General features: G+C 35.5%; 26 protein-coding genes and 1 pseudogene. 21 read left to right on the forward strand and 6 right to left on the reverse strand.

The features are described 5' to 3' along the window. The first annotated feature begins 232 nt into the window (after nt 1-232). The 16 genes from L0951_RS09830 (at nt 233) to L0951_RS09905 (ending at nt 8,829) form a co-directional block, all read left to right on the forward strand. Nucleotides 233-682: a hypothetical protein gene (locus tag L0951_RS09830; RefSeq protein WP_234111058.1), complete on the forward strand. Its 450-nt coding sequence runs from the start codon at nt 233-235 to the stop codon at nt 680-682. 296 nt (nt 683-978) lie between these two features. Next, nucleotides 979-1,425 (forward strand): hypothetical protein, encoded by a 447-nt coding sequence (locus tag L0951_RS09835; protein ID WP_234111059.1) that lies wholly within the window; start codon nt 979-981, stop codon nt 1,423-1,425. Between the two features lie 77 nt (nt 1,426-1,502). Then, the gene (locus L0951_RS09840) at nt 1,503-1,736 is read left to right on the forward strand and encodes a hypothetical protein (RefSeq protein ID WP_234111060.1); all 234 of its coding nucleotides are present in this window, start codon (nt 1,503-1,505) and stop codon (nt 1,734-1,736) included. A 286-nt stretch (nt 1,737-2,022) separates the two neighbouring features. Next, nucleotides 2,023-2,367: a hypothetical protein gene (locus tag L0951_RS09845; RefSeq protein ID WP_234111061.1), complete on the forward strand. Its 345-nt coding sequence runs from the start codon at nt 2,023-2,025 to the stop codon at nt 2,365-2,367. 127 nt (nt 2,368-2,494) lie between these two features. Further along, the gene (locus L0951_RS09850; RefSeq protein WP_234111062.1) at nt 2,495-2,728 is read left to right on the forward strand and encodes a hypothetical protein; all 234 of its coding nucleotides are present in this window, start codon (nt 2,495-2,497) and stop codon (nt 2,726-2,728) included. A gap of 250 nt (nt 2,729-2,978) precedes the next feature. After that, nucleotides 2,979-3,278, forward strand: coding sequence for a type II toxin-antitoxin system RelE/ParE family toxin (locus L0951_RS09855; protein WP_234111063.1), 300 nt, complete (start codon nt 2,979-2,981; stop codon nt 3,276-3,278). Between the two features lie 4 nt (nt 3,279-3,282). Then, nucleotides 3,283-3,567 (forward strand): addiction module antidote protein, encoded by a 285-nt coding sequence (locus L0951_RS09860; protein ID WP_234111064.1) that lies wholly within the window; start codon nt 3,283-3,285, stop codon nt 3,565-3,567. Nucleotides 3,568-3,851: 284 nt separating this feature from the next. After that, complete coding sequence (locus tag L0951_RS09865) at nt 3,852-3,989, forward strand: type II toxin-antitoxin system RelE/ParE family toxin (protein WP_234111143.1); 138 nt, start codon at nt 3,852-3,854, stop codon at nt 3,987-3,989. Nucleotides 3,990-4,112: 123 nt separating this feature from the next. Then, nucleotides 4,113-4,331 (forward strand): helix-turn-helix domain-containing protein, encoded by a 219-nt coding sequence (locus L0951_RS09870; protein WP_234111065.1) that lies wholly within the window; start codon nt 4,113-4,115, stop codon nt 4,329-4,331. A 228-nt stretch (nt 4,332-4,559) separates the two neighbouring features. Beyond that, nucleotides 4,560-4,841, forward strand: a complete 282-nt coding sequence (locus L0951_RS09875; RefSeq protein ID WP_234111066.1) for a type II toxin-antitoxin system RelE/ParE family toxin — start codon at nt 4,560-4,562, stop codon at nt 4,839-4,841. A 10-nt stretch (nt 4,842-4,851) separates the two neighbouring features. Then, complete coding sequence (locus L0951_RS09880) at nt 4,852-5,163, forward strand: HigA family addiction module antitoxin (protein WP_234111067.1); 312 nt, start codon at nt 4,852-4,854, stop codon at nt 5,161-5,163. Between the two features lie 643 nt (nt 5,164-5,806). After that, nucleotides 5,807-6,088, forward strand: a complete 282-nt coding sequence (locus tag L0951_RS09885; protein ID WP_234111068.1) for a type II toxin-antitoxin system RelE/ParE family toxin — start codon at nt 5,807-5,809, stop codon at nt 6,086-6,088. 10 nt (nt 6,089-6,098) lie between these two features. Further along, nucleotides 6,099-6,410, forward strand: coding sequence for a HigA family addiction module antitoxin (locus L0951_RS09890; protein ID WP_234111069.1), 312 nt, complete (start codon nt 6,099-6,101; stop codon nt 6,408-6,410). Nucleotides 6,411-7,009: 599 nt separating this feature from the next. Beyond that, on the forward strand, nt 7,010-7,789 hold the full coding sequence (locus tag L0951_RS09895) for a hypothetical protein (protein ID WP_234111070.1): 780 nt from the start codon (nt 7,010-7,012) through the stop codon (nt 7,787-7,789). A 403-nt stretch (nt 7,790-8,192) separates the two neighbouring features. Continuing rightward, complete coding sequence (locus L0951_RS09900) at nt 8,193-8,549, forward strand: type II toxin-antitoxin system RelE/ParE family toxin (protein ID WP_234111071.1); 357 nt, start codon at nt 8,193-8,195, stop codon at nt 8,547-8,549. Beyond that, nucleotides 8,539-8,829 (forward strand): helix-turn-helix domain-containing protein, encoded by a 291-nt coding sequence (locus L0951_RS09905; protein WP_234111072.1) that lies wholly within the window; start codon nt 8,539-8,541, stop codon nt 8,827-8,829. The genes L0951_RS09900 and L0951_RS09905 overlap by 11 nt, the downstream gene beginning before the upstream one ends. A 161-nt stretch (nt 8,830-8,990) precedes the next feature. Here the strand turns inward: L0951_RS09905 and L0951_RS09910 are convergent, their stop codons facing one another. Then, nucleotides 8,991-9,248 (reverse strand): hypothetical protein, encoded by a 258-nt coding sequence (locus tag L0951_RS09910; protein ID WP_234111073.1) that lies wholly within the window; start codon nt 9,246-9,248, stop codon nt 8,991-8,993. Nucleotides 9,249-9,272: 24 nt separating this feature from the next. On the opposite strand from L0951_RS09910, the gene L0951_RS09915 reads away from it, so the two are divergent. The 3 genes and pseudogenes from L0951_RS09915 (at nt 9,273) to L0951_RS09925 (ending at nt 11,766) form a co-directional block, all read left to right on the forward strand. Further along, nucleotides 9,273-10,202: a hypothetical protein gene (locus tag L0951_RS09915; RefSeq protein ID WP_234111074.1), complete on the forward strand. Its 930-nt coding sequence runs from the start codon at nt 9,273-9,275 to the stop codon at nt 10,200-10,202. A gap of 20 nt (nt 10,203-10,222) precedes the next feature. Then, on the forward strand, nt 10,223-10,786 hold the full coding sequence (locus L0951_RS09920) for a hypothetical protein (RefSeq protein WP_234111075.1): 564 nt from the start codon (nt 10,223-10,225) through the stop codon (nt 10,784-10,786). A gap of 101 nt (nt 10,787-10,887) precedes the next feature. After that, nucleotides 10,888-11,766 (forward strand): annotated as a pseudogene (locus L0951_RS09925) (IS982 family transposase). 324 nt (nt 11,767-12,090) lie between these two features. On the opposite strand, the gene L0951_RS09930 reads toward L0951_RS09925, so the two are convergent. The 4 genes from L0951_RS09930 to L0951_RS09945 all read right to left on the reverse strand — a co-directional run bounded on the left by L0951_RS09930 (nt 12,091) and on the right by L0951_RS09945 (nt 16,269). Beyond that, nucleotides 12,091-12,762, reverse strand: a complete 672-nt coding sequence (locus L0951_RS09930; RefSeq protein ID WP_234111076.1) for a hypothetical protein — start codon at nt 12,760-12,762, stop codon at nt 12,091-12,093. A 758-nt stretch (nt 12,763-13,520) separates the two neighbouring features. After that, a complete protein-coding gene (locus L0951_RS09935; RefSeq protein ID WP_234111077.1) occupies nt 13,521-14,636 on the reverse strand; it encodes an RHS repeat domain-containing protein in 1,116 nt (371 codons plus the stop codon). A gap of 71 nt (nt 14,637-14,707) precedes the next feature. Beyond that, the gene (locus L0951_RS09940; RefSeq protein WP_234111078.1) at nt 14,708-15,160 is read right to left on the reverse strand and encodes a hypothetical protein; all 453 of its coding nucleotides are present in this window, start codon (nt 15,158-15,160) and stop codon (nt 14,708-14,710) included. Between the two features lie 11 nt (nt 15,161-15,171). Beyond that, complete coding sequence (locus tag L0951_RS09945; protein WP_234111079.1) at nt 15,172-16,269, reverse strand: RHS repeat domain-containing protein; 1,098 nt, start codon at nt 16,267-16,269, stop codon at nt 15,172-15,174. 1,393 nt (nt 16,270-17,662) lie between these two features. Here L0951_RS09945 and L0951_RS09950 point away from each other — a divergent pair. Beyond that, nucleotides 17,663-17,821 carry a hypothetical protein gene (locus L0951_RS09950; RefSeq protein WP_234111080.1) on the forward strand — a complete coding sequence of 53 codons (159 nt, stop codon included), beginning with the start codon at nt 17,663-17,665 and terminating at the stop codon, nt 17,819-17,821. Between the two features lie 203 nt (nt 17,822-18,024). Beyond that, complete coding sequence (locus L0951_RS09955) at nt 18,025-18,345, forward strand: hypothetical protein (protein ID WP_234111081.1); 321 nt, start codon at nt 18,025-18,027, stop codon at nt 18,343-18,345. A 53-nt stretch (nt 18,346-18,398) separates the two neighbouring features. Here the strand turns inward: L0951_RS09955 and L0951_RS09960 are convergent, their stop codons facing one another. Further along, a complete protein-coding gene (locus L0951_RS09960) occupies nt 18,399-19,742 on the reverse strand; it encodes a RagB/SusD family nutrient uptake outer membrane protein (protein ID WP_234111082.1) in 1,344 nt (447 codons plus the stop codon). Nucleotides 19,743-19,744 lie beyond the last annotated feature (2 nt).

The raw sequence follows: 19,744 nt of genomic DNA on the forward strand, positions 1-19,744 counted from the left end.
TATGCAGCAAACAAACTCAGCAATAAACCAGGAAAAAGGTTTGGATTTTCATCGGGCTTCACTTGGGTATTCTGCATATCCCGGACATGAAATTCGGTTTGTGTTTTTTGTATCACCACAATTTTATAAAAAATATCTTATTGATAATCAGGGGATCAAAAAGTTTGAAAAAGTTTGTGGGATTGTTTTGATTGCGTATATTTGAGTGTTGTCCACAATTTCAAACTACTGTATGGAAATAAAAAACAAAGTCACTGAAACTTTTGATGAAATTTTTTTGAAACTAAATCAAAGGAAGCTTTATGAAAATCAAAATTTTAAAGTGAATGCAAAATTCGCAAACGAATTTTCTACACTTTTCGATTCAGTAGAAAAAGAAAATCGAATTAATATATCATTTTGGATTGGGGAAAATAATTCAGTTGAGTTCTATATTGACCGGACAAACGAATTACCGACGTTTAGTGAAAAAATGATAGAAAGCAATCCAAGTGAATTTTACAATTTTATTTTCGATTTATTCAGTTCTAAATTACTTGTGCAATATAGAGGAAATAAGACCATTATTCATTTTTTGAACATACGTGGCGATAAATTTAGAAAACTTACATTCCAGGACAATAAAAAAAACGTTGTAGAAAAATTAGAAGAAAATCTATATGATGGTTTCTTCCATTGTTGAATAAAGAAACTGCGTAATAAAGTATTTCTACAAGCGGGTATGAAGTTTCCATCGAAGATTTTAGCAATTAATTAAGATTTTAGCAAGTAGAAAGTTTTCGTATTTTTAGCCCGCCAACAGAAATACCCGGCCGTTATCTGTAATTCCCCTACTCGAAAACGGAGTTGTTTTTAGCCGCTAACGAAGAAATTTTTACTATTTTGGATAATCAAATAGTCAAAAAATGAAAATATATAACTATTTGATTATCAATGTTTAAATTTAACGTTAGTCAGAATTTATAAAGATTGTGTTAAATGAAGACTTTACTAATTATATTTACCATTTTATCAATTACCAGATGTGACAATCCATCGCGGAAAGTTGAATCTATTAAATCAGGATTTATTACTGAAAGTGGTACGTATTATTGGGGAAGAAACCAGAATATTATAATGAAAAACATTGGCGACGACGAAAAGATATTTGCCATCACTACGGAAAATGGAAAAATATTGTATCAACAACCAATTAATATTACTTTTAGTGACTATCACAAATGGACACTTTATGTTGATGAAAAACAAAATGCTTATTTTTATAATGGAGATTATCAAGAAACCAAGGCGTTAATCTGGAATAAAACCGAAAATAAGTTTAATGAAATCAACTTTTGTCAAAAAAGCATTTCACTTCCGGCCGATTTCAAAAAAAAGTTACTTGACCCAAATTTAAATTTTACAAGCTGTAAGTCCCTTGAATAAAATAAACTGCTGGTAATAACTAAGCTTTCGTCTTGTCCGCAGGACAAGAGATGAAAGCCCGTTGAACGGAAACTCCGGTGGCTTTTCTCCAATATTGGTTCTTCTATGGAGTTATTGTTTTTAGAATTCAGAGCTACAAAGCAGTTTTTCAGAAGGACTGCTTTTTTTTGTGGCGTTTGGTGGCCTTTGGAAGGGGTTCCTGTCTGCCGACAGGCAGGTTCTGCGGATTGATTATCAAAGGTTCGTTTGCTTCTGCCGCGAATGGAAATATTTCTTTCGAAGCGTTGCAGGAGTTCGGCAAAAAACTTTAACTTCGCTTGAAGTACGATTCAGAAATTTCTTCGTCCTTAAATCCTCCGGAGATTTTTTTTGTAGCCATTTTATGGGTTTTTTAGGGTTTAATAAAAACAAAGTTAATGAAACGGCGAATGGGAAAAGCTACCGGAGGTTTAGTTCAACAAGCAGTTTTGCAAAATTGAGACGCTGATGCCATGCTGGGTCCAGTCGCAACTTCGCAAAGTTGCAGGACCTTAGCAGTAATTTTTTGAGAACCCTTAAAACTCAACAACTTAATAAACAAATTAATAATTTAAGAAAATGAAAGATAAGTATATTGGAATTGCTTTCTCATTATTTTCTTTATTTGTTTTTATAATCGTAATAAATTATTATTTACAATCTAAAAAGGAATTAAAAAATGAAATTAATTTTATTATAACTAAAATTGAAGTCTCACCAACTAAGTCATTAATCTTATATAGCAATAATAGAGAAGTTAAATTATGGAATTACGACATAAGAGATTATGAAGATGTAAAAGTTGGTGATTTAGTAAGAAAAAATAAATTTGCCAAAGAATTATTGGTTTTGCGAAAAAACAAAAAAACAGGTAAATATAATGTAACAATAACATTAATGCCTTCTGGAATAATATCAGAATGAAAAGTTTGTTTAAATTTAAGATATAAGAATTTGGAATGTAATAAAATTATAAAAACTACTGCTAAATAACTAAGCTTTCGTTGGGCTTGAAAAGCCAACAATGAAAGCCCGTTGAACGGAAACTCCGGTGGCTTTTCTCCAATATTGGTTCTTCTATGGAGTTATTGTTTTTAGAATTCAGAGCTACAAAGCAGTTTTTCAGAAGGACTGCTTTTTTTTGTGGCGTTGGGTAGCCTTTGGAAGGGGTTCCTGCCTGCCGACAGGCAGGTTCTGCGGGTTGATTATCGAAAGTTCGTTTGCTTCTGCGCAGGATGGAAATATTTCTTTCGAAGCGTTGCAGGAGTTCGGCAAAAAACTTTAACTTCGCTTGAAGTACGATTCAGAAATTTCTTCGTCCTTAAATCCTCCGGAGATTTTTTTTGTAGCCATTTTATGGGTTTTTAAAAGGTTAATAAAAACAAAATTAATGAAACGGTGGATGGGAAAAGCTACCGGAGGTTTAGTTCGACAAGGGCTTTGCGATATGTTAAAAGGAAATCACATAAAAAGTAACATTTTAAAATTCCAAATAATTTCATAACTTTGTATCCGAATGAATACAAATTTTGAAAATGTACTTTATAGAAAAAACGGCAGAATTTGACAAATGGCTTCGGAAACTAAAGGATTTGAGAGCAAAGGCGAAAATTTTATTTCGGATTCAGAAACTTGAATTGGATGAACACTTTGGCGAGTGGAAACCTGTCGGAGACGGAATTAACGAACTGAAAATCAACTACGCAAAAGGTTATAGAATCTATTTCAAAGAAACTGACGGAAAAATTATCATTCTGCTAATTGGCGGCGAAAAATCAACTCAACAAAAAGACATTGACAAAGCAAAAGAGATTTGGAAAAATTTAAGTAAATAAAAAGATGGAAACCACAAAATTTGATATAGCAGACTATTTAGACAGCAAAGAAATGATTGCTGAATATCTTAATGCAGTTTTAGAAGAGGGAAACGATGCGCAAATTGTGACCGCAATCGGAAATATTGCAAAAGCAATTGGAATGACCAAAATTGCGGAGGAAACCGGATTGAGCCGACCAAGCTTATACAAGGCTTTATCTGACGGTGCAAAACCTCAATTTGGAACGATAATGAAAGTATTGAGAGCAGTAGGCGGGCAAATTCAAATAAACCCATCGACAGCCTAAAAAAAACACTTCGCACAATAACTAAGCTTTCGTTTTGTCCGCAGGACAAGAGATGAAAGCCCGTTGAACAGATGTTCCGGTGGCTTTTCAGCAGCATAATTGTCCTCTTATGGAGATTTCGTTTTTAGAATTCAGAGCTACAAAGCAGTTTTTTTTAACTTTTTACAAAGACTATTTTCAAACCTTTTTTGACAAGCAAAACAAGAAAATGTAAGCGAAAATAGTTTGGACATTTTGACTTAGAAGAAGATTTAGAAAGAGCTTCAGAAACATATCTCAAACACATAGAGAACACAGACGGACTTTATGAAATTCGAGTACAATTAGGAAGTGATATATTTCGCATTTTCTCTTTTTTTGTCAAAGGTCAGTTAGTTGTTTTGGCTAACGGCTTTCAGAAGAAAACTCAAAAAACACCGTAAAAAGAAATTGAAATGGTAATTAAAATAAAAGCAGAGTATGAAAACGAAAAACAAGAACTTAATGACGCTTGAAGATTTTAAAGAAAAAACTACGGCAAACGCAGAACGAAAAAACGTGATGAATTGGAAGCCGGTTACGAAAACTTTAAAATCGCAGTAATGCTTCAACAAGCAAGACTTGAAAAAGGTCTAACACAAGAAGAACTTGCCGACAGAGTTCGTACGACCAAGTCGAATATTTCAAAAATTGAGAACAATATAAAAGAAGCTTGGATTTCGACACTTCAAAAAATAGTTGAATTCGGTTTTGGAGGGTATTTGGATTTATCAATAAGACTATAATGAAAAGAAAACCTGCCCATAACAAACAAATTGGCAATAGAGCCAGTGAAGTGCTTCTATTGAACTTTTGTGCAGGGTTGAAGAATAGTAATTCTATTCAACATTTGTGCTAAAAGTCGGCGCCATAACCAATTTGCAAAGAGTTAGGCGACATTTTAAAAAAAAATCCGCATTAAAATCAAAATTTGAACTATTTTACTTATCTTTGACGTTAGTAACGTTAAAAGTATGGTTGTAAATTTTGGAAATAAAGAGACCGAAAAAATATGGAACGGAATTGTTTCCAAAAAACTTCCAAGAGAAATTCAGGAAGTTGCAAGACGAAAATTAAGAATGATAAATAATTCAGTTGATGTAAATGATTTAAGAATTCCGCCAGCAAATCGACTTGAAAAGTTGAAAGGTGATTTAAAGGAATTCTATAGTATCAGAATTAACAATCAATGGAGAATTATTTTTAGATGGGAAAATGGCAATGCTTTTGAGGTTAAAATTATGGATTATCATTAAAATGAAAAAAATGGAAAAATTAAGAAATATAACACCTGGAGAAATTTTATTAGAAGAATTTTTAATTCCTCTTGAAATTTCACAGTATAGATTGTCGAAAGATTTAGATATTCCGCAGACAAGAGTTTCGGAAATTATTAAAGGCAACAGGAGAATATCAGCAGATACAGCCGTAAGATTAAGTGCTTATTTTGGAAATTCTGCAAAATTTTGGCTTGGACTTCAAGATGATTATGACATTGAAAATGAAATGTCTGAAAAATCAAGTGAAATAAAAAGAATTACTAGAATCAGAAAAGACAAAGAAAAAAACTTCGCCTAATAACCAAGCTTTCGTCTTGTCCGCAGGACACAAGCTGAAAGCCCGTTAAACGAAAGCTCCGGTGGCTTTTCAACAGTATTATGATCCTATTATGGGGATTTCGTTTTTAGCATTCAGAGCTACAAAGCAGTTTTTTAGAAGTACTGCTTTTTTTTGTGGCGTTTGATAGCCTTTGGAAGGGGGTCCTGTCTGCCGACAGGCAGGTTCTGCGGATTGATTATCAAAGGTTCGTTTGTTTCTGCCCAGGATGGAAATATTTCCTTCAAAGCGTTGCAGGAGTTCGGCAAAACCGTTAACTTCGCTAGAGGCACGGTTGAGAAATTTGTTTGATCTTAAATCCTCAGTAGATTTTTTTTTGTAGCCATTTTATGGGTTTTTAAAAGGTTAATGAAAACAAAGTTAATGAAACGGCGAATGGGAAAAGCTACCGGAGGTTTGGTTCAACATATTCTATTAGCGGGGTTGAAGTTTACATCCTAAAGATTTTCGCTAGTTACTCATTTGGTTATATTTACAAAAACCAGTTATAATAATCCCCGCCAACAGAAATACCCGGCCGTTAGGCGACATTTTAAAAAAAATCCGGATTAAAATCAAAATTTGAACTATTTTACTTATCTTTGACGTTAGTAACGTTAAAAGTATGGTTGTAAATTTTGGAAATAAAGAGACCGAAAAAATATGGAACGGAATTGTTTCCAAAAAACTTCCAAGAGAAATTCAGGAAATTGCAAGACGAAAATTAAGAATGATAAATAATTCAGTTGATGTAAATGATTTAAGAATTCCGCCAGCAAATCGACTTGAAAAGTTGAAAGGTGATTTAAAGGAATTCTATAGTATCAGAATTAACAATCAATGGAGAATTATTTTTAGATGGGAAAATGGCAATGCCTTTGAGGTTAAAATTATGGATTATCATTAAAATGAAAAAAATGGAAAAATTAAGAAATATAACACCTGGAGAAATTTTATTAGAAGAATTTTTAATTCCTCTTGAAATTTCACAGTATAGATTGTCGAAAGATTTAGATATTCCGCAGACAAGAGTTTCGGAAATTATTAAAGGCAACAGGAGAATATCAGCAGATACAGCCGTAAGATTAAGTGCTTATTTTGGAAATTCTGCAAAATTTTGGCTTGGACTTCAAGATGATTATGACATTGAAAATGAAATGTCTGAAAAATCAAGTGAAGTAAAAAGAATTACTAGAATCAGAAAAGACAAAGAAAAAAACTTCGCCTAATAACCAAGCTTTCGTCTGGTCCGCAGGACAAGAGATGAAAGCCCGTTGAACAGATGTTCCGGTGGCTTTTCAACAGCATTATGGTCCTATTATGGGGTTTTCGTTTTTAGCATTCAGAGCTACAAAGCAGTTTTTCAGAAGGACTGCTTTTTTTTGTGGCGTTTGGTGGCCTTTGGAAGGGGTTCCTGTCTGCCGACAGGCAGGTTCTGCGGATTGATTATCAAAGGTTCGTTTGCTTCTGCCGCGAATGGAAATATTTCTTTCGAAGCGTTGCAGGAGTTCGGCAAAACCGTTAACTTCGCTCGAGGCACGGTTGAGGAATTTGTTTGATCTTAAATCCTCAATAGATTTTTTTTTGTAGCCATAGTAATGTTTTGATTGTTAAAAAAAACAAAATTACTAAAACGGCGAATGGGAAAAGCTGACGGAGGTTTAGTTCAACAAAGTATTTCTACAAGCGGGTATGAAGTTTTCATCGAAGATTTTCTCGATTAATTAAGTTTTTAGCAAGTAGAAAGATTTCGTATTTTTATCCCGCCAACAGAAATACCCAAGCGCTGGTGGCAATGCTATAGAAACAATCGTTAACAAAAAACTGTATGACAAAAATTAAACTTTCTTTACTTGTTTTGACACTTGCAATTTTGACAAGTTGCGACTTTATCAAAGACACTTTTACTTTCAAAGACAAAACCGAAGCATTTGTTGAATCTCTAATGAAAAAAGATTATGACAAATGTATTTCTCAAATGGCATTAGAAAGTGAAATGGGAAAAAATACTAATATTGACACTTTAAAGTCAGGTTTAGACCAATTTAGAAGTTTAGTTGAACGAAATTTCGGAAAAAATAAATTTGAATATTCACTTATGAAATCTGAAAAAAAACGTTCAACAGTCGAAAGTGAAAACACGCCACCAAATACAACACTTGCACTAATCGAGTTTTCTAACGATAAGGAATTTGGAGTTTTTCAAGTTTTGTTTGACGACAATTCAAAGAAAATATTGAATATAAATACCCTTGACGTAAAAGCTCCTAAACCTAATATGTTATTATTTTGGTTATTCGGACTTTTGCCTTTGACAGTTTTAATTTTCAATATTTTTGTAATTAGAAAAATCAAGAAAAGTACATTGACAAAAAAATGGTTGAAATATTTAGCGGTAATTCTTCTCAATGTACCCGCAATTTCCTACGCAGCAGTTGACGGACTTTCTTTCAATCTTCTAAATTTTCAAATTCTATTTGGAGTAAGTTTTAGCGCAATGGGCTATCTTGGTTCTATGTGGACATTTGGAATTCCTTTGGGTGGAATTTATTGGTTGTGGAAACTGAACCAACGGCAAACAGCTGCGATTTCTCCTGCCAAAATTTGATACGTTGCAATAAGCACTGCCACCAATAACCAAGCTTTCGTCTTGTTCGCAGGACACAAGCTGAAAGCCCGTTGAACAGATGTTCCGGTGGCTTTTCAACAGCATTTTGGTCCTATTATGGAGATTCCGTTTTTAGAATTTAGACCTACAAAGCAGTTTTTCAGAAGGACTGCTTTTTTTTGTGGCGTTTGGTAGTCTTTGGAAGGGGGTCCTGTCTGCCGACAGTCAGGTTCTGCGGATTGATTATCGTAGGTGCGTAAGACTTAAATCAACACTTTCTGTAATATTTTATTTAACCTTTTCGCTTATTTCTGTAATCTTTGGAGGTTTCTTTTCACTCAAATTATTTCATTCACTAGTAAGAAAATGATTTGGAGAAATGTAACTTTTATATTACTTTTGTTTGATGAAAGTAAGAGAAGTTATATCGTTTAAAAAATATTTTGAAAATTTTCTTTCTGAACAACCTCAAAAAGTTCAGGATAAAATATTCAAGATTATTGAAGCGATTGAAACTCTTGAGCGTGTTCCTTCAAACTATTTAAAACATATTGTTGGAACTGATGGATTGTACGAAGCAAGAATTCAATTAGGTTCAAATATTTGGAGGGTTTTTTGCTTTTTTGACGGTGAAAAATTGATTGTTTTGATGAATGGATTCCAAAAGAAAACACAAAAAACACCAAAAAATGAAATTATTAAAGCCTTAAAAATAATGGCGGAATACTACGAACAAAAATCAAAAGAAAATGGAAACTAAAAGTTGGAAAGAAATAAAAGACAGTGTTTACGGAAAAAAAGGAACTGAAAGAAGAGATGAACTCGATAGAGATTTCGAATCTTTTAAAATTGGCTTATTGTTGCGTAAAGCTCGTGAAGAAAAACATTTAACTCAATCTGAATTAGCAGATTTGGTTGATAAAAAACGTGAATATATTTCTAAAATTGAAAATAATGGAAGTAATTTAACGCTTAAAACATTGTTTGATATTGTAGAAAAAGGACTTGGCGGAAAAGTTAAAATTTCGATTGATCTTTAACAAGCACATCGCCTAATAACTAAGCTTTCGTTTTGTCTGAAAGACAAGAAACCGAAGGTTCGCCGTAGGCAAATCAAAACCCGTTGAACGGAAGCTCCGGTGGCTTTTCTTCAATATTGGTTCTTCTATGGAATGGTAAAAAAGAACTCAAAAACAAATCACTAAATTTGGATTGACTGAGAGGGATATGGAAATTTCACACCACCAATGGGACCTCCACCTCCTCCTGTTGGTCCACCACCTCCTGGCGGACAATCTGGACATGGATTAGGGTCGCATGGACCAGCAGCACCTTTATAATATTCAACAATAGCAAGATGAAAAAAAGCCAAAAAAGAGAGAATTTTTTCTAATAATAATTTGTTTTTAGTTAATAATATGCTTGTCGACTCATTTTTTAACAGATTTTTGTACAACATTCTGACTAAAGTTAAATTTTTTTATTGATAATCAACATTTGTGGAGGTCCCATTGGTGGTGGTGGACCAACAGGAGGAGGTCCAACTGATGGAGGCATGCCAACAGCATGTGTTGGTTGTACTCCAAGCAATCCAGGCCCCCGTCCAAGTGATCCACCTGCTGGTCAATCTAGTGATGATGGCAGATGGATATTCCACTGTTATGATGACGGTAATGGGTTAAAGTGTTATTGGTTCTGGGTTAAATTCGCTAATAGACTAGTCAATCCTTGTGGTGGTGGAAATGTGGTAGCTCCTCCTCAAAAGACACCTTGCCAAAAAACAAAAGAAATGTTAGAAAATCCCAAAACCAAACCCGCAATTTCATTTTTAAAGGCAAATTCTTCGGCAGGCAGGGAAAAAGGCGTAATGTTTAAGGCAGACGGAACTCCTTCGGCAATAATACAGGGTGGAGAACACAGCGTAAATTTTGGTGATAAGTCAGGTTATCAAGGTGGTTATCACAATCATACCCCAACAGGAACACCAATGTTTTCTCCAGGAGATTTTGACCAATTGCTGAACTTTGCATTAGGTCAAGGAAATTTGACTGTTACTAATGCATATCTTGGCATGGTTGCGCGTAATGGTATGCATTATATTATACGCTTTAACGGAAGTTACAATGATGCATTAGTTACTTTTTCTGATACAGACCTGAAAAAATATCGAAGAGATTACAGAGAAATCAAAAAAAATTTGATGGATCCCGAAAAAAATGGCTCAAATTATATAAATGCTGATGGATCAATAAACAATAAAGGAGTAGAAAAATTATTTTTTGAAATAACGCAAAATATGAATTTATCTAATAAAATTTCTTTACAAAGAATCGAAAATAATGGGAATGTTCAAAGCGTTCAAAGTATAAATTTAGATGCTAATAACCAACCAATTCCTGTACCTTGTTCATAAATATTTTAAATATAAAAAAAATGAAAACAATAATTTATAATTCAATAGCAGTATTTGGTCTTTTTATTTGTTTTATTTCTTGTAAAGCACAAACACTACCTTTGAATACAGCTTTAAATAATATTCCAAATAATGCTTATGTTAAAGATTTTGATAATCAGCTAGCTCCTTTTATTGGCACTTATAAAGCCAATTCTCAAGGAAAGGAAATTATTTTGATTATCACAAAAATAGATAACAAGTTAGAAATACGCTCTAAAAAACAATTTTTCAGAGATGCACTCATTGTAAAATATATTATAAAAAATTCTTTAGGACAAATTTTGCAAGATACAACGAACGATGATTCGGTAGAATTTTATAGCATTGATTTTTCTGCTGGTCAAAATAAGGTAGGATTTTATTATGGCGGTACAAATTGTGGTGTTGGTTGGGGAGATGTGGATTTAAAAAAAATAAATTCTACCCAATTATCATGGGCTTATTATCCTGATGACACAATAATTGATAGTAACAAATGCCCATCTGGAATAGATATTAATATTTATCTTCCTCAAGAAAATTTGATATTTACAAAACAATAATCTATAAAAACCTGTTGTGCATTTAGGAATTAAGAAAGAAAAAAGATTGTCCATTTGATTAAAAAATCGTATATTTAATTGATTACCAAGTCATTAAATACATGAACAATCTCATTCAAAACTACAAAATTATTTTAAAAGAATTGACAAAAACCTGTAAACATATTAGTACAAATAAACAAATCAGGCGTCCGAAAATGTCCGGCTTGTAACTTGTGGCACTCAATATTACAGCAGAATACATGTTGATTAATTCTGAACTTCAGCTATTTAGGTGCATTTCAGGAACTGATTTGGACGGAGAAATTGAAAGAAGTGTCTACAACAAAAGAAGGAGGAAACTTTTTCCGTACATTGAAAAAATCAGTGAAACTTTGAGCGGCAAGTTTTCGGATTTCACCGATGTCTTCATTGTGGATTCCACGCCTATTGAAATCTGTAAAATGAGTCGGGCAAATCGTTCCGCAATCTGTTCGACAGATGAAATAAAACCTGCGTTTGGATATTGCGTGGCACAGAAGGCACGGTATTTCGGCTTCAAGCTTCACGCCGTTTGTGACAAAAATGGAATCTTTCACTCCTTTGATTTTTCGCCCGCAAATGTTCACGATGTGAACTACCTTCACGACATAAAAGAAAATTTTCAAAACTGTTTGCTAATCGGAGACAGAGGATATATTAGCAAAGAGCTCCAAGTGGATTTATTCAACTATTCCAAGATTAATCTATCAGTCCCGATGCGTAAAAATCAGCATAACTTTGTCGGGTTTTCAAGAACGAAATCAAAAATCAGAAAGAGGATTGAAACGAATATCTCGCAACTATGCGGACAGTTCACAATAAACATCAACTTTGCAAAGACCTTTCAGGGTTTGGCGACAAGAATAGTATCGAAAATAACTTCCTTTACGATGATTCAATATTTGAATTTTTTCGTATTCAAGAGAAGTTTGAACAAGTTAAAAGTTAATTTGTGCTAAATGCACAACAGGTTTTATGTAAAATCCATCAATCTTGTATAGAACACCATTTTTGGGAGAGTATAGTTTTTTATATTTAATCGCGTTTTCTGGAATTAATCTAATACTATTTAATTCTTCTTCAGATAATCCAGTAAATATAACTTCATCCCGCCGCGGAAAGTCTCCTGACTTTGAGCCCTCAATAAAATAATGTTTTTCACAATCTCGAGAAGCCGGCGTTTTCCAATACTAGAAAATCTCATTTGTACTGTTGATAAAAAAAATGAGGTTTAAAGTTTATTTGTTGGATCGCGCAAAGTCTCCTGACTTTGCAGCAGGAGTTCATTCCGAAAGGATAGAATTCGTTTTCCATTCTTCACCATAATTTACATCTTCATTGTACGTAATATCATTACTCAATAAATTACCTTCAAATAATTTATAATTTGACAATCTCTTTAGTTGCCTCTTAGTAAGTTCTCTATATAGAAGTTTATTAATACAGATTTGCACTTTTAAATTATATTCAACTTGCTTCATTGTTTCAAAATACCAATAAGAAATGCCATTTGGACTATCATAAAACTCATGAGGATTGAAATATACTTGAAAAGTATATTTTTCATAAGGTTTTAGAAAAATAAGATGTGAATAGAAACTCCTTTTTTTAGATTTTTCATAATTGACATTATTTCCAATATGATGAAACCAGCTTTCAACTTCTAAAGATTTTCCTTCTTTTGCGAGAACAATCATTGGTAATGCACTATATAAACTTAATTCGTTTACCATTTTATCAGTACAGGATTCATTTTCAAGAAATGGTGTTATTCCTCCATTATTTAAAGGAAAAGCAATATTACTATTGCTGAAATTTGTGATGGATATGGTTAGAGTATTTTTTTTTGAGATTTCTTTTGTAACTTCTATGTTTTTATTCAACTCAATCTCCAATTTTAATTGTGCCTGTATTATTGTACAAAATAGAAATGATAATAAAAATAAAATTCTCATTTTTAAGGTTTTATATTGTTAAATCTTGAATTAAGCATATTTAATTTTGAAATAGGTAAATTAAGTGCTTGGGTACCAGAAATAGACGTTGTTGCTTAATCAAAAGTTCTTGCATAAATGTCCATTCCATGTTCATACATCCACTTATATGCCCGATACTCGCCAAAAAAAACGTCTTGCTTCAAGCCCTAAGGGACCTCGACCTAATACATCTAGCATTGAAGATGCATTAAATATAGTATCAAAATGGTGCATTCCCTGGTGTCCCAAATTAAATGCGTAATTCAGTAAGCTTGTTAATTGTTTTGAATCTACAGTTATTTGTTTAGTAATAATATCAAACTGGCTCAGGTTTCTTCCTGTCAGCTGGGTTTTGGAACCCGTCTACATATTATGCTAGGTAGAATTGACCACTAAAGCATCTGTTTAAATTTAAAACCCAACTGGTAATAATATCCGGTACAATTCATAATTTTTGTGTCTTTTTCTATATAGAAAAATGGTGTCCGAATTTGCTTTTTTTAATATCCTATCATTTTTCCTTATATCTAGTGATTTATATACATTATAATTCCATAATTCCAACCTAATATTATTTTTATCATAAAAAATATAGTTATTAGTGGGGGTTAATTCAATTCGATTGATAGTAAAATCAATACCTTTTCTCCTCTCCCGTATTTTATTGAAAAGAGTATTGATTAGAATTATACTCCCTAAAATGAAGATTAAAAGAATAAATAAATATGACTTTTTCATTATTTAAATTGAGATTTAATTACAGGATATGAATAACTAATTCCCCCAGTGATTCCACCTCCAATTGATGCTCCACCACCAATGGCTCCTGAAACCCATGTGGGTTTACTAATAAGAGGACTACCGCTAAATCCTACCGAACCAGTAATACTTCCACCTGCAACAAATCCCACAGAAGCAGTCCCGTAGGCACTCCATCCCAATAAGGCATCTCTAGCTTGACCTTTTGGAAGGTTGCGCATGTCCGATATTAAATATGTGCCTGCACCGATATTAACTAGTGCATCTGCGGACGCTCTACCACCCCCATGTCCACCAGCCGTAAAAATAGCATAAGGAATGATTTGTGAATCATTACCTCTAGTAATCCAATTCAATGATATGTCGGTCGTTTCTCCAATATACACGGTAAGTGATTGTGAATGTGATAAGGTAATTTTATCTGGCACAATTCCCCTAGCAAAATTACTATTCCAGAGATTTGATATAGAATTTCCAATATTACTAAAAGAAAAATTTGTCCCACTATTGGATGATGCTGCTGCTCCTTCATTCTTCTTTCCAGTAACCACCACTTCATCAATATCAATAGGTTTTCCCTTGTTGATAAACTCGGGGCAGTTTGGCGGACATCCCCTCCCATTTGCAGGTCCCTCAAATCCGCCAAATCCTCCTGCGTCCTCTTGGCCGCCACTCCCTGTCTCCACAGAATCATTATTCGCCGCCTCACCCTCCATCCCCGTCGGGTCTGCAAACTTCATGGGGTTGTTGTAGGCATATGCATACGGCTGCATGGTCTTTTCGCTCATCGGGTCGTGTGTTCCAAATATCGCAATATCGCTTATATAAAACCTCGCTCCAAAATCATAGAACCCCGTCTCCTGCAACTCTTTACCGCCGAACTTGTAGTTCTTATAAGAACTTGCCCCAAAAAACGATTCCTGGTCGGGGTTCAGGTGGTTCATCCCAAACGGATAATAATCGTTAGTATCAAGAACATCTGTGCCGCCGCTTTGGTTTTTGGTAAAGCTAACTCTTACATTTCCCAGGTGGTCTTTATATTGGTAAATATATCTATTTTCTGTGAAACTGTAAAATCCCTCCGCAGTGGGCACGAACTGAATTGCAGACCGCTAATACTTCTGGAACATTACCAAAATTCTTAATAGATCGGTCTGAAAAAAAATTATTTTGTATTGATAACTATTTTTTTTCCAACTTTTTTGTATTCCCAAAATGTATCAAATACGATTTTCGTATTGTGAAACTCACTTTTTTTAATTAAATCAATATTTATAAGATTATTTATAACCATATAATTATTGGCTTTTTTTGAAATTTGAATAAGGAAAGGAACAGAGTTGATTCTAATAAATTCTTTTTTTCCTCCCTCTGACAATCCTATTGACTTTAGACTACGATTAATTATTAGTATATTCTTGGACTCAATATTATTAAAAATTAATATTAGTTCTTCACAATTTTCTTTTTTTCTAATATAAATACTTGCATCCACATTTTCACCCGTTTCGTTTGTGACAGAGTAACGGTGTGTCATAGGCAATATTCGACAAAACATAATAGAGTAGATTAATATTAAAATGAAAAGTGTGATCAAGATAAAAAATGCTTTTTTCATATCATAATATTTTAAGGGTATTGCTTATAGACATGATTTTGATTGGTATTGATATTAGAAGCATTTCCAACATATGTTCTATATACATATTGTGATCCAACATGTAAGTGACTTGGATTCGAACCAAAATCTGTTTCACGTACAATGGTGGCATTAGCTCCAACAGAATGAGTACTTGAAATCATTATTGCAACATGTCCTGTCGCTCCATTAGAATAATTATGAGCTGCTGCCACTACATCTCCAGCTTTGGGCGATGTAGTAATTTCCCAACCAGGAATGTGATAATTAGGATCAGCCCATTGACCAGCGGTTGGTGGAGACCCCCTTCCAATCATTCTATTAATGATATTACCATTAGGAGTTCCTGGGTCAGCTCCAGATTTTTTTAAAATATCGTAGACAAATTTGTTACATTTATCCGAAGTATCATCAAAATTATCTTTTCTCTTATTATATGCATAACTAGTATCTTTTTTATCTGCGTGTGACTTAGCATTTTTTGCAATTTTGTGCTTTGTTTTTTCAGGATCGCCGGTTTCACTTGTAGCTCCACCATCTCCAAAATGACTCACATTAATCGCTGCAGTTCCAGCAGAAATTGGAATATTTCCGATAATTCTCACGACCTCATTTCCTCCTGCGTCCCTGTCGATGCCATCTCCTGTCCCGGTCTCCGTCCCATTGTTTGAAGTGGATGCTGCCTGTTCCTCCATACCATCGGGGTCTATAAAACGCAGTGGGTTGTTGTAGGCATATCTGTATGGCGACCATCTTCGGGACTTTTTGGACAAGGGGTCTATCGTGCCGAACCTACCCAGATCCGGCATATAGAAGCGTGCGTCAAAGTCGTAGAACCCGGTCTCCTGCAGCTCCTTAGCCCCGAACTTGTAGTTCTTGTAGGAGCTTGTTCCAAAAAACGACTCCCCGTCGTTTTTCAGGTGGTTCATCCCGAAGGGGTAGTAGTCGTTGGTGTCCACCGACTTTGCCACTCCACCCTCCGCCGCAAAGCTCACCCGCACATTTCCTAAATGGTCTTTGTATTGGTAAATATACCTATTTTCCGTGAAACTGTTAAATCCCTCTGCCGTAGGAACGAACTGCAGCACGGCGTTCTCGGTATTTCCGCCGGCGGGCGGAGTCGATGCCAGTCACTCCTCACCTACCTCATTCCTATAAAGAGATACAGAAGTCTGAATTAAACACTCTAAGATGTTCATTTCCAAAGATGATACATTAAAACAGATCACTTTTAAGATTGAAGCTAATATTCTTTCCAGCGACTATACAATAAACTATCATTTTTCTTATAAAAAAATTTATATTCATTATGTGGAAAAACCGAGTTATATGTATCGATTATTTCGAGACTATTAGTGTCAATTCTATCTGGTCTGCCCCATCTTTTTCTATTCTCAATTAAGGGCATTCCTATGTCGCTATCATAAAACTTTTTATTTAGAAAAGAACAATATACTATCCCGGACGTAAAAGAAATCGGACATAGTACAATTACAATTAATATTAAATAGTTTTTTTTCATGTTATTTCTTAAAATTATTTTGATCAAACGGATTCCCAAATGGCGCTTTCGGGTTTGGACGATACCAATGATCATCTGTTTTGGTTTTGGGTTGATACCCCAATTTGCTAACAAATCCTGTTAATCCTATTATTTCATTTTTATAACTAACATAACCTTTATAGTAGTCCGTTACAGTAACACTTCTTCCATTTCCAATTTTAAACCAATATTGACCATCATTAAAATTTTTTATGTAAAATCCATCAATCTTGTATAGAACACCATTTTTGGGAGAGTATAGTTTTTTATATTTAATCGCGTTTTCTGGAATTAATCTAATACTATTTAATTCTTCTTCAGATAATCCAGTAAATATAACTTCATCCCGCTGCGGAAAGTCTCCTAACTTTGAGCCCGCAATAAAATAATGTTTTTCACAATCTCGAGAAGCCGCTGTTTTCCAAAACTAGAAAATCTCATTTGTACTGTTGATAAAAAAAATGAGGTTTAAAGTTTATTTTTTGGATCGGGCAAAGTCAGGAGAATTTGCCAGCAGTGATGTTGCGATCGTTTTTCCTAATCCCTGATGACGTATCCGGCTTATCTGGTTGTGTTTTATCAAAGTTAATCATTTTTTAGAAGGCACAAAAGTCAGGAGAATGCGCAGCGGGGATTTTGACCGGGAATACAGCCCCAACTTCGTTATAAATATCACATTTTTAATGCCCTGCTGCTAATAATCATTCAAAAACAGCGCAATAATATTAGCGAATTCACAACGACATCCGGGCAATCTCGAAGCAGGCCGACTCCTCATCCTCCAAACCCGGAAAACCAATAGCAGAGCACATTGAAGGAAATTTTTTGTTGTCACGATTCATGAATTGTGACGTCACGATTCATGAATCGTGACAGCTAATTCTTGCATGAGTGTCCCCCGTCACTTTACTTTTGTTTTCAAATCCTGTCCGGCCGGAATGACCAACCCTCTTCAACCTGAGATCATGAAAAAACCAAACGGGAATCCTTTGAAGACATTGCACTCGGGGGCATTTCCCTCCCCGTTTGCAGGGCGCAGAAAAACCACCTCCACTTCCGGTGGAAGACGGGAATCGCAGCATGAAGACGATTGCTAACTGTAAAAAAAAAATTGAATTTGTACAACTTCATCTGGGAATGTACATTCCATGCAGGTTATCAGTGAAAAAGCTGATCCAACTTTAATCCATCAGGAACAGATTAAAGTTTCTGTCCAACAAAAACGCTTGTTGGAATACCCATACCTAACTCATTAAAGTTTTTACGGTAATCTTTTTTGATGAATAAAAAGACCAGGATTATGAAAATCAAATCTTTTTTTAGCGGAGCTGTTTTCGCGGCTCTAGGTTTATTCGCCGCCGCGGCGACCACTTCATTTGCCTCCAGGGAAAAGGGGGAAATGACTGACACTACTTATTTCTATGTATCTTCGGATAGAGATGAGGGCGCATTTAAAGACGTTTCGCATTGGAATGTAACCAACAGCAATGGAAGTTGCGGGTCATTAGTCCCCAACAGGCCCTGCAGCGTCAGTGTGCCTGCAGGAAGCACTTTGAACACCGTGCTCAATGAGATGAGCAATGAAGAAATCCTTGCGATTTCCAGTGGTTATAAAAATTAACCCTCCGGTTTCAATTGTAAAAGGGGGTGGGCAGAGAGCCCACCCCCGATTTTTCATCTTGGATTTTGCGGCATTCCCGTCATTTGAATAATGTCCTCAGGGAGCGCCACGGCATATCTTAAATCGTTGGGAGGTAAAACAAATGCGGTTCCGTTCACCGTTCTGCTTAAAGTGATCCCTGCCCCTTCCCGATTATAGCGTTTCAGGTCAGCCCACCGCACCCCCCGGAAAAGCATTTCTTTTCGCCTTTCCTTCCGAATGATTTGCAGTGCGCTCTGAGCATCTGTTGCCATGAAAGGAATGAAAGTGCCGGTCTTCCATCTTTTCACCAACAGTGCATTGAGCAATTCCATGGCTTCGGTATAGTTTCCCGATGCCGCGTGTCCCTCGGCGGCGGTGAGGTACAGTTCGTCCGTAGCCAGACTTGCCGATCTGGCTGTACCGCCGGAAAAGTTCCCTTTGAATAAAACGTTTTGCGAGGCATCCAACCGGAAGTACATTTGTTTTCGCAAATCGTTATTCTCATAGCTGTCATAGAGACTTTGGGGGATTTTCGCTTTTGTAGCCGCCAGAAATGGAGAATTTACCCGGGATAAAGGGAAAATAATTTCAGTATGAATGGGCAGGAAAGGATTGGGAGAGGTGGGGCTTAAAACATTGAAATTCAGCAGTTCGTTTTTTATGGCTAACGCCGCGGATGCATATTGCGCCGCTTTCTGATATTCGCCCATGAAAAGGTAGGTTCTCGCAAGCAGTCCCAAAGCGGTTCTTTTTGAGGGGCGCGATACCGCAATCTGATCATTGGGCAAGAGTGCCGCTGCGGTGTGCAGGTCAGTCAGAATCTGCTGATACGTTTGCTCTACCGATGCACGAAAAGAGGGAATATTCATATCGGGATCCAGACGGATCGGCAACCCCAAATCTTTCGCAGCCGTTGCAGGGTTATAGGCCAGACACCATATCTGTGCTGCTTCCAAATAGGCTGCAGCCCTTAATACCAAAGCCTGTCCACGCACATTTTCGGCTTGAGGAATCTGGTAATGGTCCAGGTTGAACAGCACATTATTGTAAATATTGATCTTGCTGTAGGTCGTCTGCCAGTCATTGCTGATTGCAAGCGACACATAATCGGGCTTCCAGATGTACAGTCTTTTTTCTGACTCGTTGGGAAAGGTATTGAAATCCGCATCCGATACCCAGATGTCGTCCGCTGATATTTCGGCACTGTTCGGGTACTGTCCCAACAGGAAATACCGATCCACAATGGCCTGATTGTCTTCCAGTTTATCGGGTATGGCTAACCTGGAATTGGATTTTTCACTTAAGAAATCACGGCAACCCATCAAAGGGATTACCATGAGTGCCGCGAAGGCTGTTGCTGTAATGTATTTTTTCATTT

Origin of the sequence: Chryseobacterium sp. R2A-55, assembly GCF_021401085.1 — a bacterium.
Classification (GTDB): Bacteria; Bacteroidota; Bacteroidia; order Flavobacteriales; family Weeksellaceae; genus Kaistella.

Coding starts and splice junctions, on each gene's coding strand:
- L0951_RS09950 (WP_234111080.1), top strand. CDS start 17,663: ATGACCAACCCTCTTCAACCTGAGATCATGAAAAAACCAAACGGGAAT.
- L0951_RS09905 (WP_234111072.1), top strand. CDS start 8,539: ATGGAAACTAAAAGTTGGAAAGAAATAAAAGACAGTGTTTACGGAAAA.
- L0951_RS09830 (WP_234111058.1), top strand. CDS start 233: ATGGAAATAAAAAACAAAGTCACTGAAACTTTTGATGAAATTTTTTTG.
- L0951_RS09875 (WP_234111066.1), top strand. CDS start 4,560: ATGGTTGTAAATTTTGGAAATAAAGAGACCGAAAAAATATGGAACGGA.
- L0951_RS09955 (WP_234111081.1), top strand. CDS start 18,025: ATGAAAATCAAATCTTTTTTTAGCGGAGCTGTTTTCGCGGCTCTAGGT.
- L0951_RS09860 (WP_234111064.1), top strand. CDS start 3,283: ATGGAAACCACAAAATTTGATATAGCAGACTATTTAGACAGCAAAGAA.
- L0951_RS09845 (WP_234111061.1), top strand. CDS start 2,023: ATGAAAGATAAGTATATTGGAATTGCTTTCTCATTATTTTCTTTATTT.
- L0951_RS09895 (WP_234111070.1), top strand. CDS start 7,010: ATGACAAAAATTAAACTTTCTTTACTTGTTTTGACACTTGCAATTTTG.
- L0951_RS09855 (WP_234111063.1), top strand. CDS start 2,979: ATGTACTTTATAGAAAAAACGGCAGAATTTGACAAATGGCTTCGGAAA.
- L0951_RS09940 (WP_234111078.1), bottom strand. CDS start 15,160: ATGAAAAAAGCATTTTTTATCTTGATCACACTTTTCATTTTAATATTA.
- L0951_RS09920 (WP_234111075.1), top strand. CDS start 10,223: ATGAAAACAATAATTTATAATTCAATAGCAGTATTTGGTCTTTTTATT.
- L0951_RS09930 (WP_234111076.1), bottom strand. CDS start 12,762: ATGAGAATTTTATTTTTATTATCATTTCTATTTTGTACAATAATACAG.
- L0951_RS09885 (WP_234111068.1), top strand. CDS start 5,807: ATGGTTGTAAATTTTGGAAATAAAGAGACCGAAAAAATATGGAACGGA.
- L0951_RS09890 (WP_234111069.1), top strand. CDS start 6,099: ATGGAAAAATTAAGAAATATAACACCTGGAGAAATTTTATTAGAAGAA.
- L0951_RS09880 (WP_234111067.1), top strand. CDS start 4,852: ATGGAAAAATTAAGAAATATAACACCTGGAGAAATTTTATTAGAAGAA.
- L0951_RS09835 (WP_234111059.1), top strand. CDS start 979: ATGAAGACTTTACTAATTATATTTACCATTTTATCAATTACCAGATGT.
- L0951_RS09910 (WP_234111073.1), bottom strand. CDS start 9,248: ATGTTGTACAAAAATCTGTTAAAAAATGAGTCGACAAGCATATTATTA.
- L0951_RS09960 (WP_234111082.1), bottom strand. CDS start 19,742: ATGAAAAAATACATTACAGCAACAGCCTTCGCGGCACTCATGGTAATC.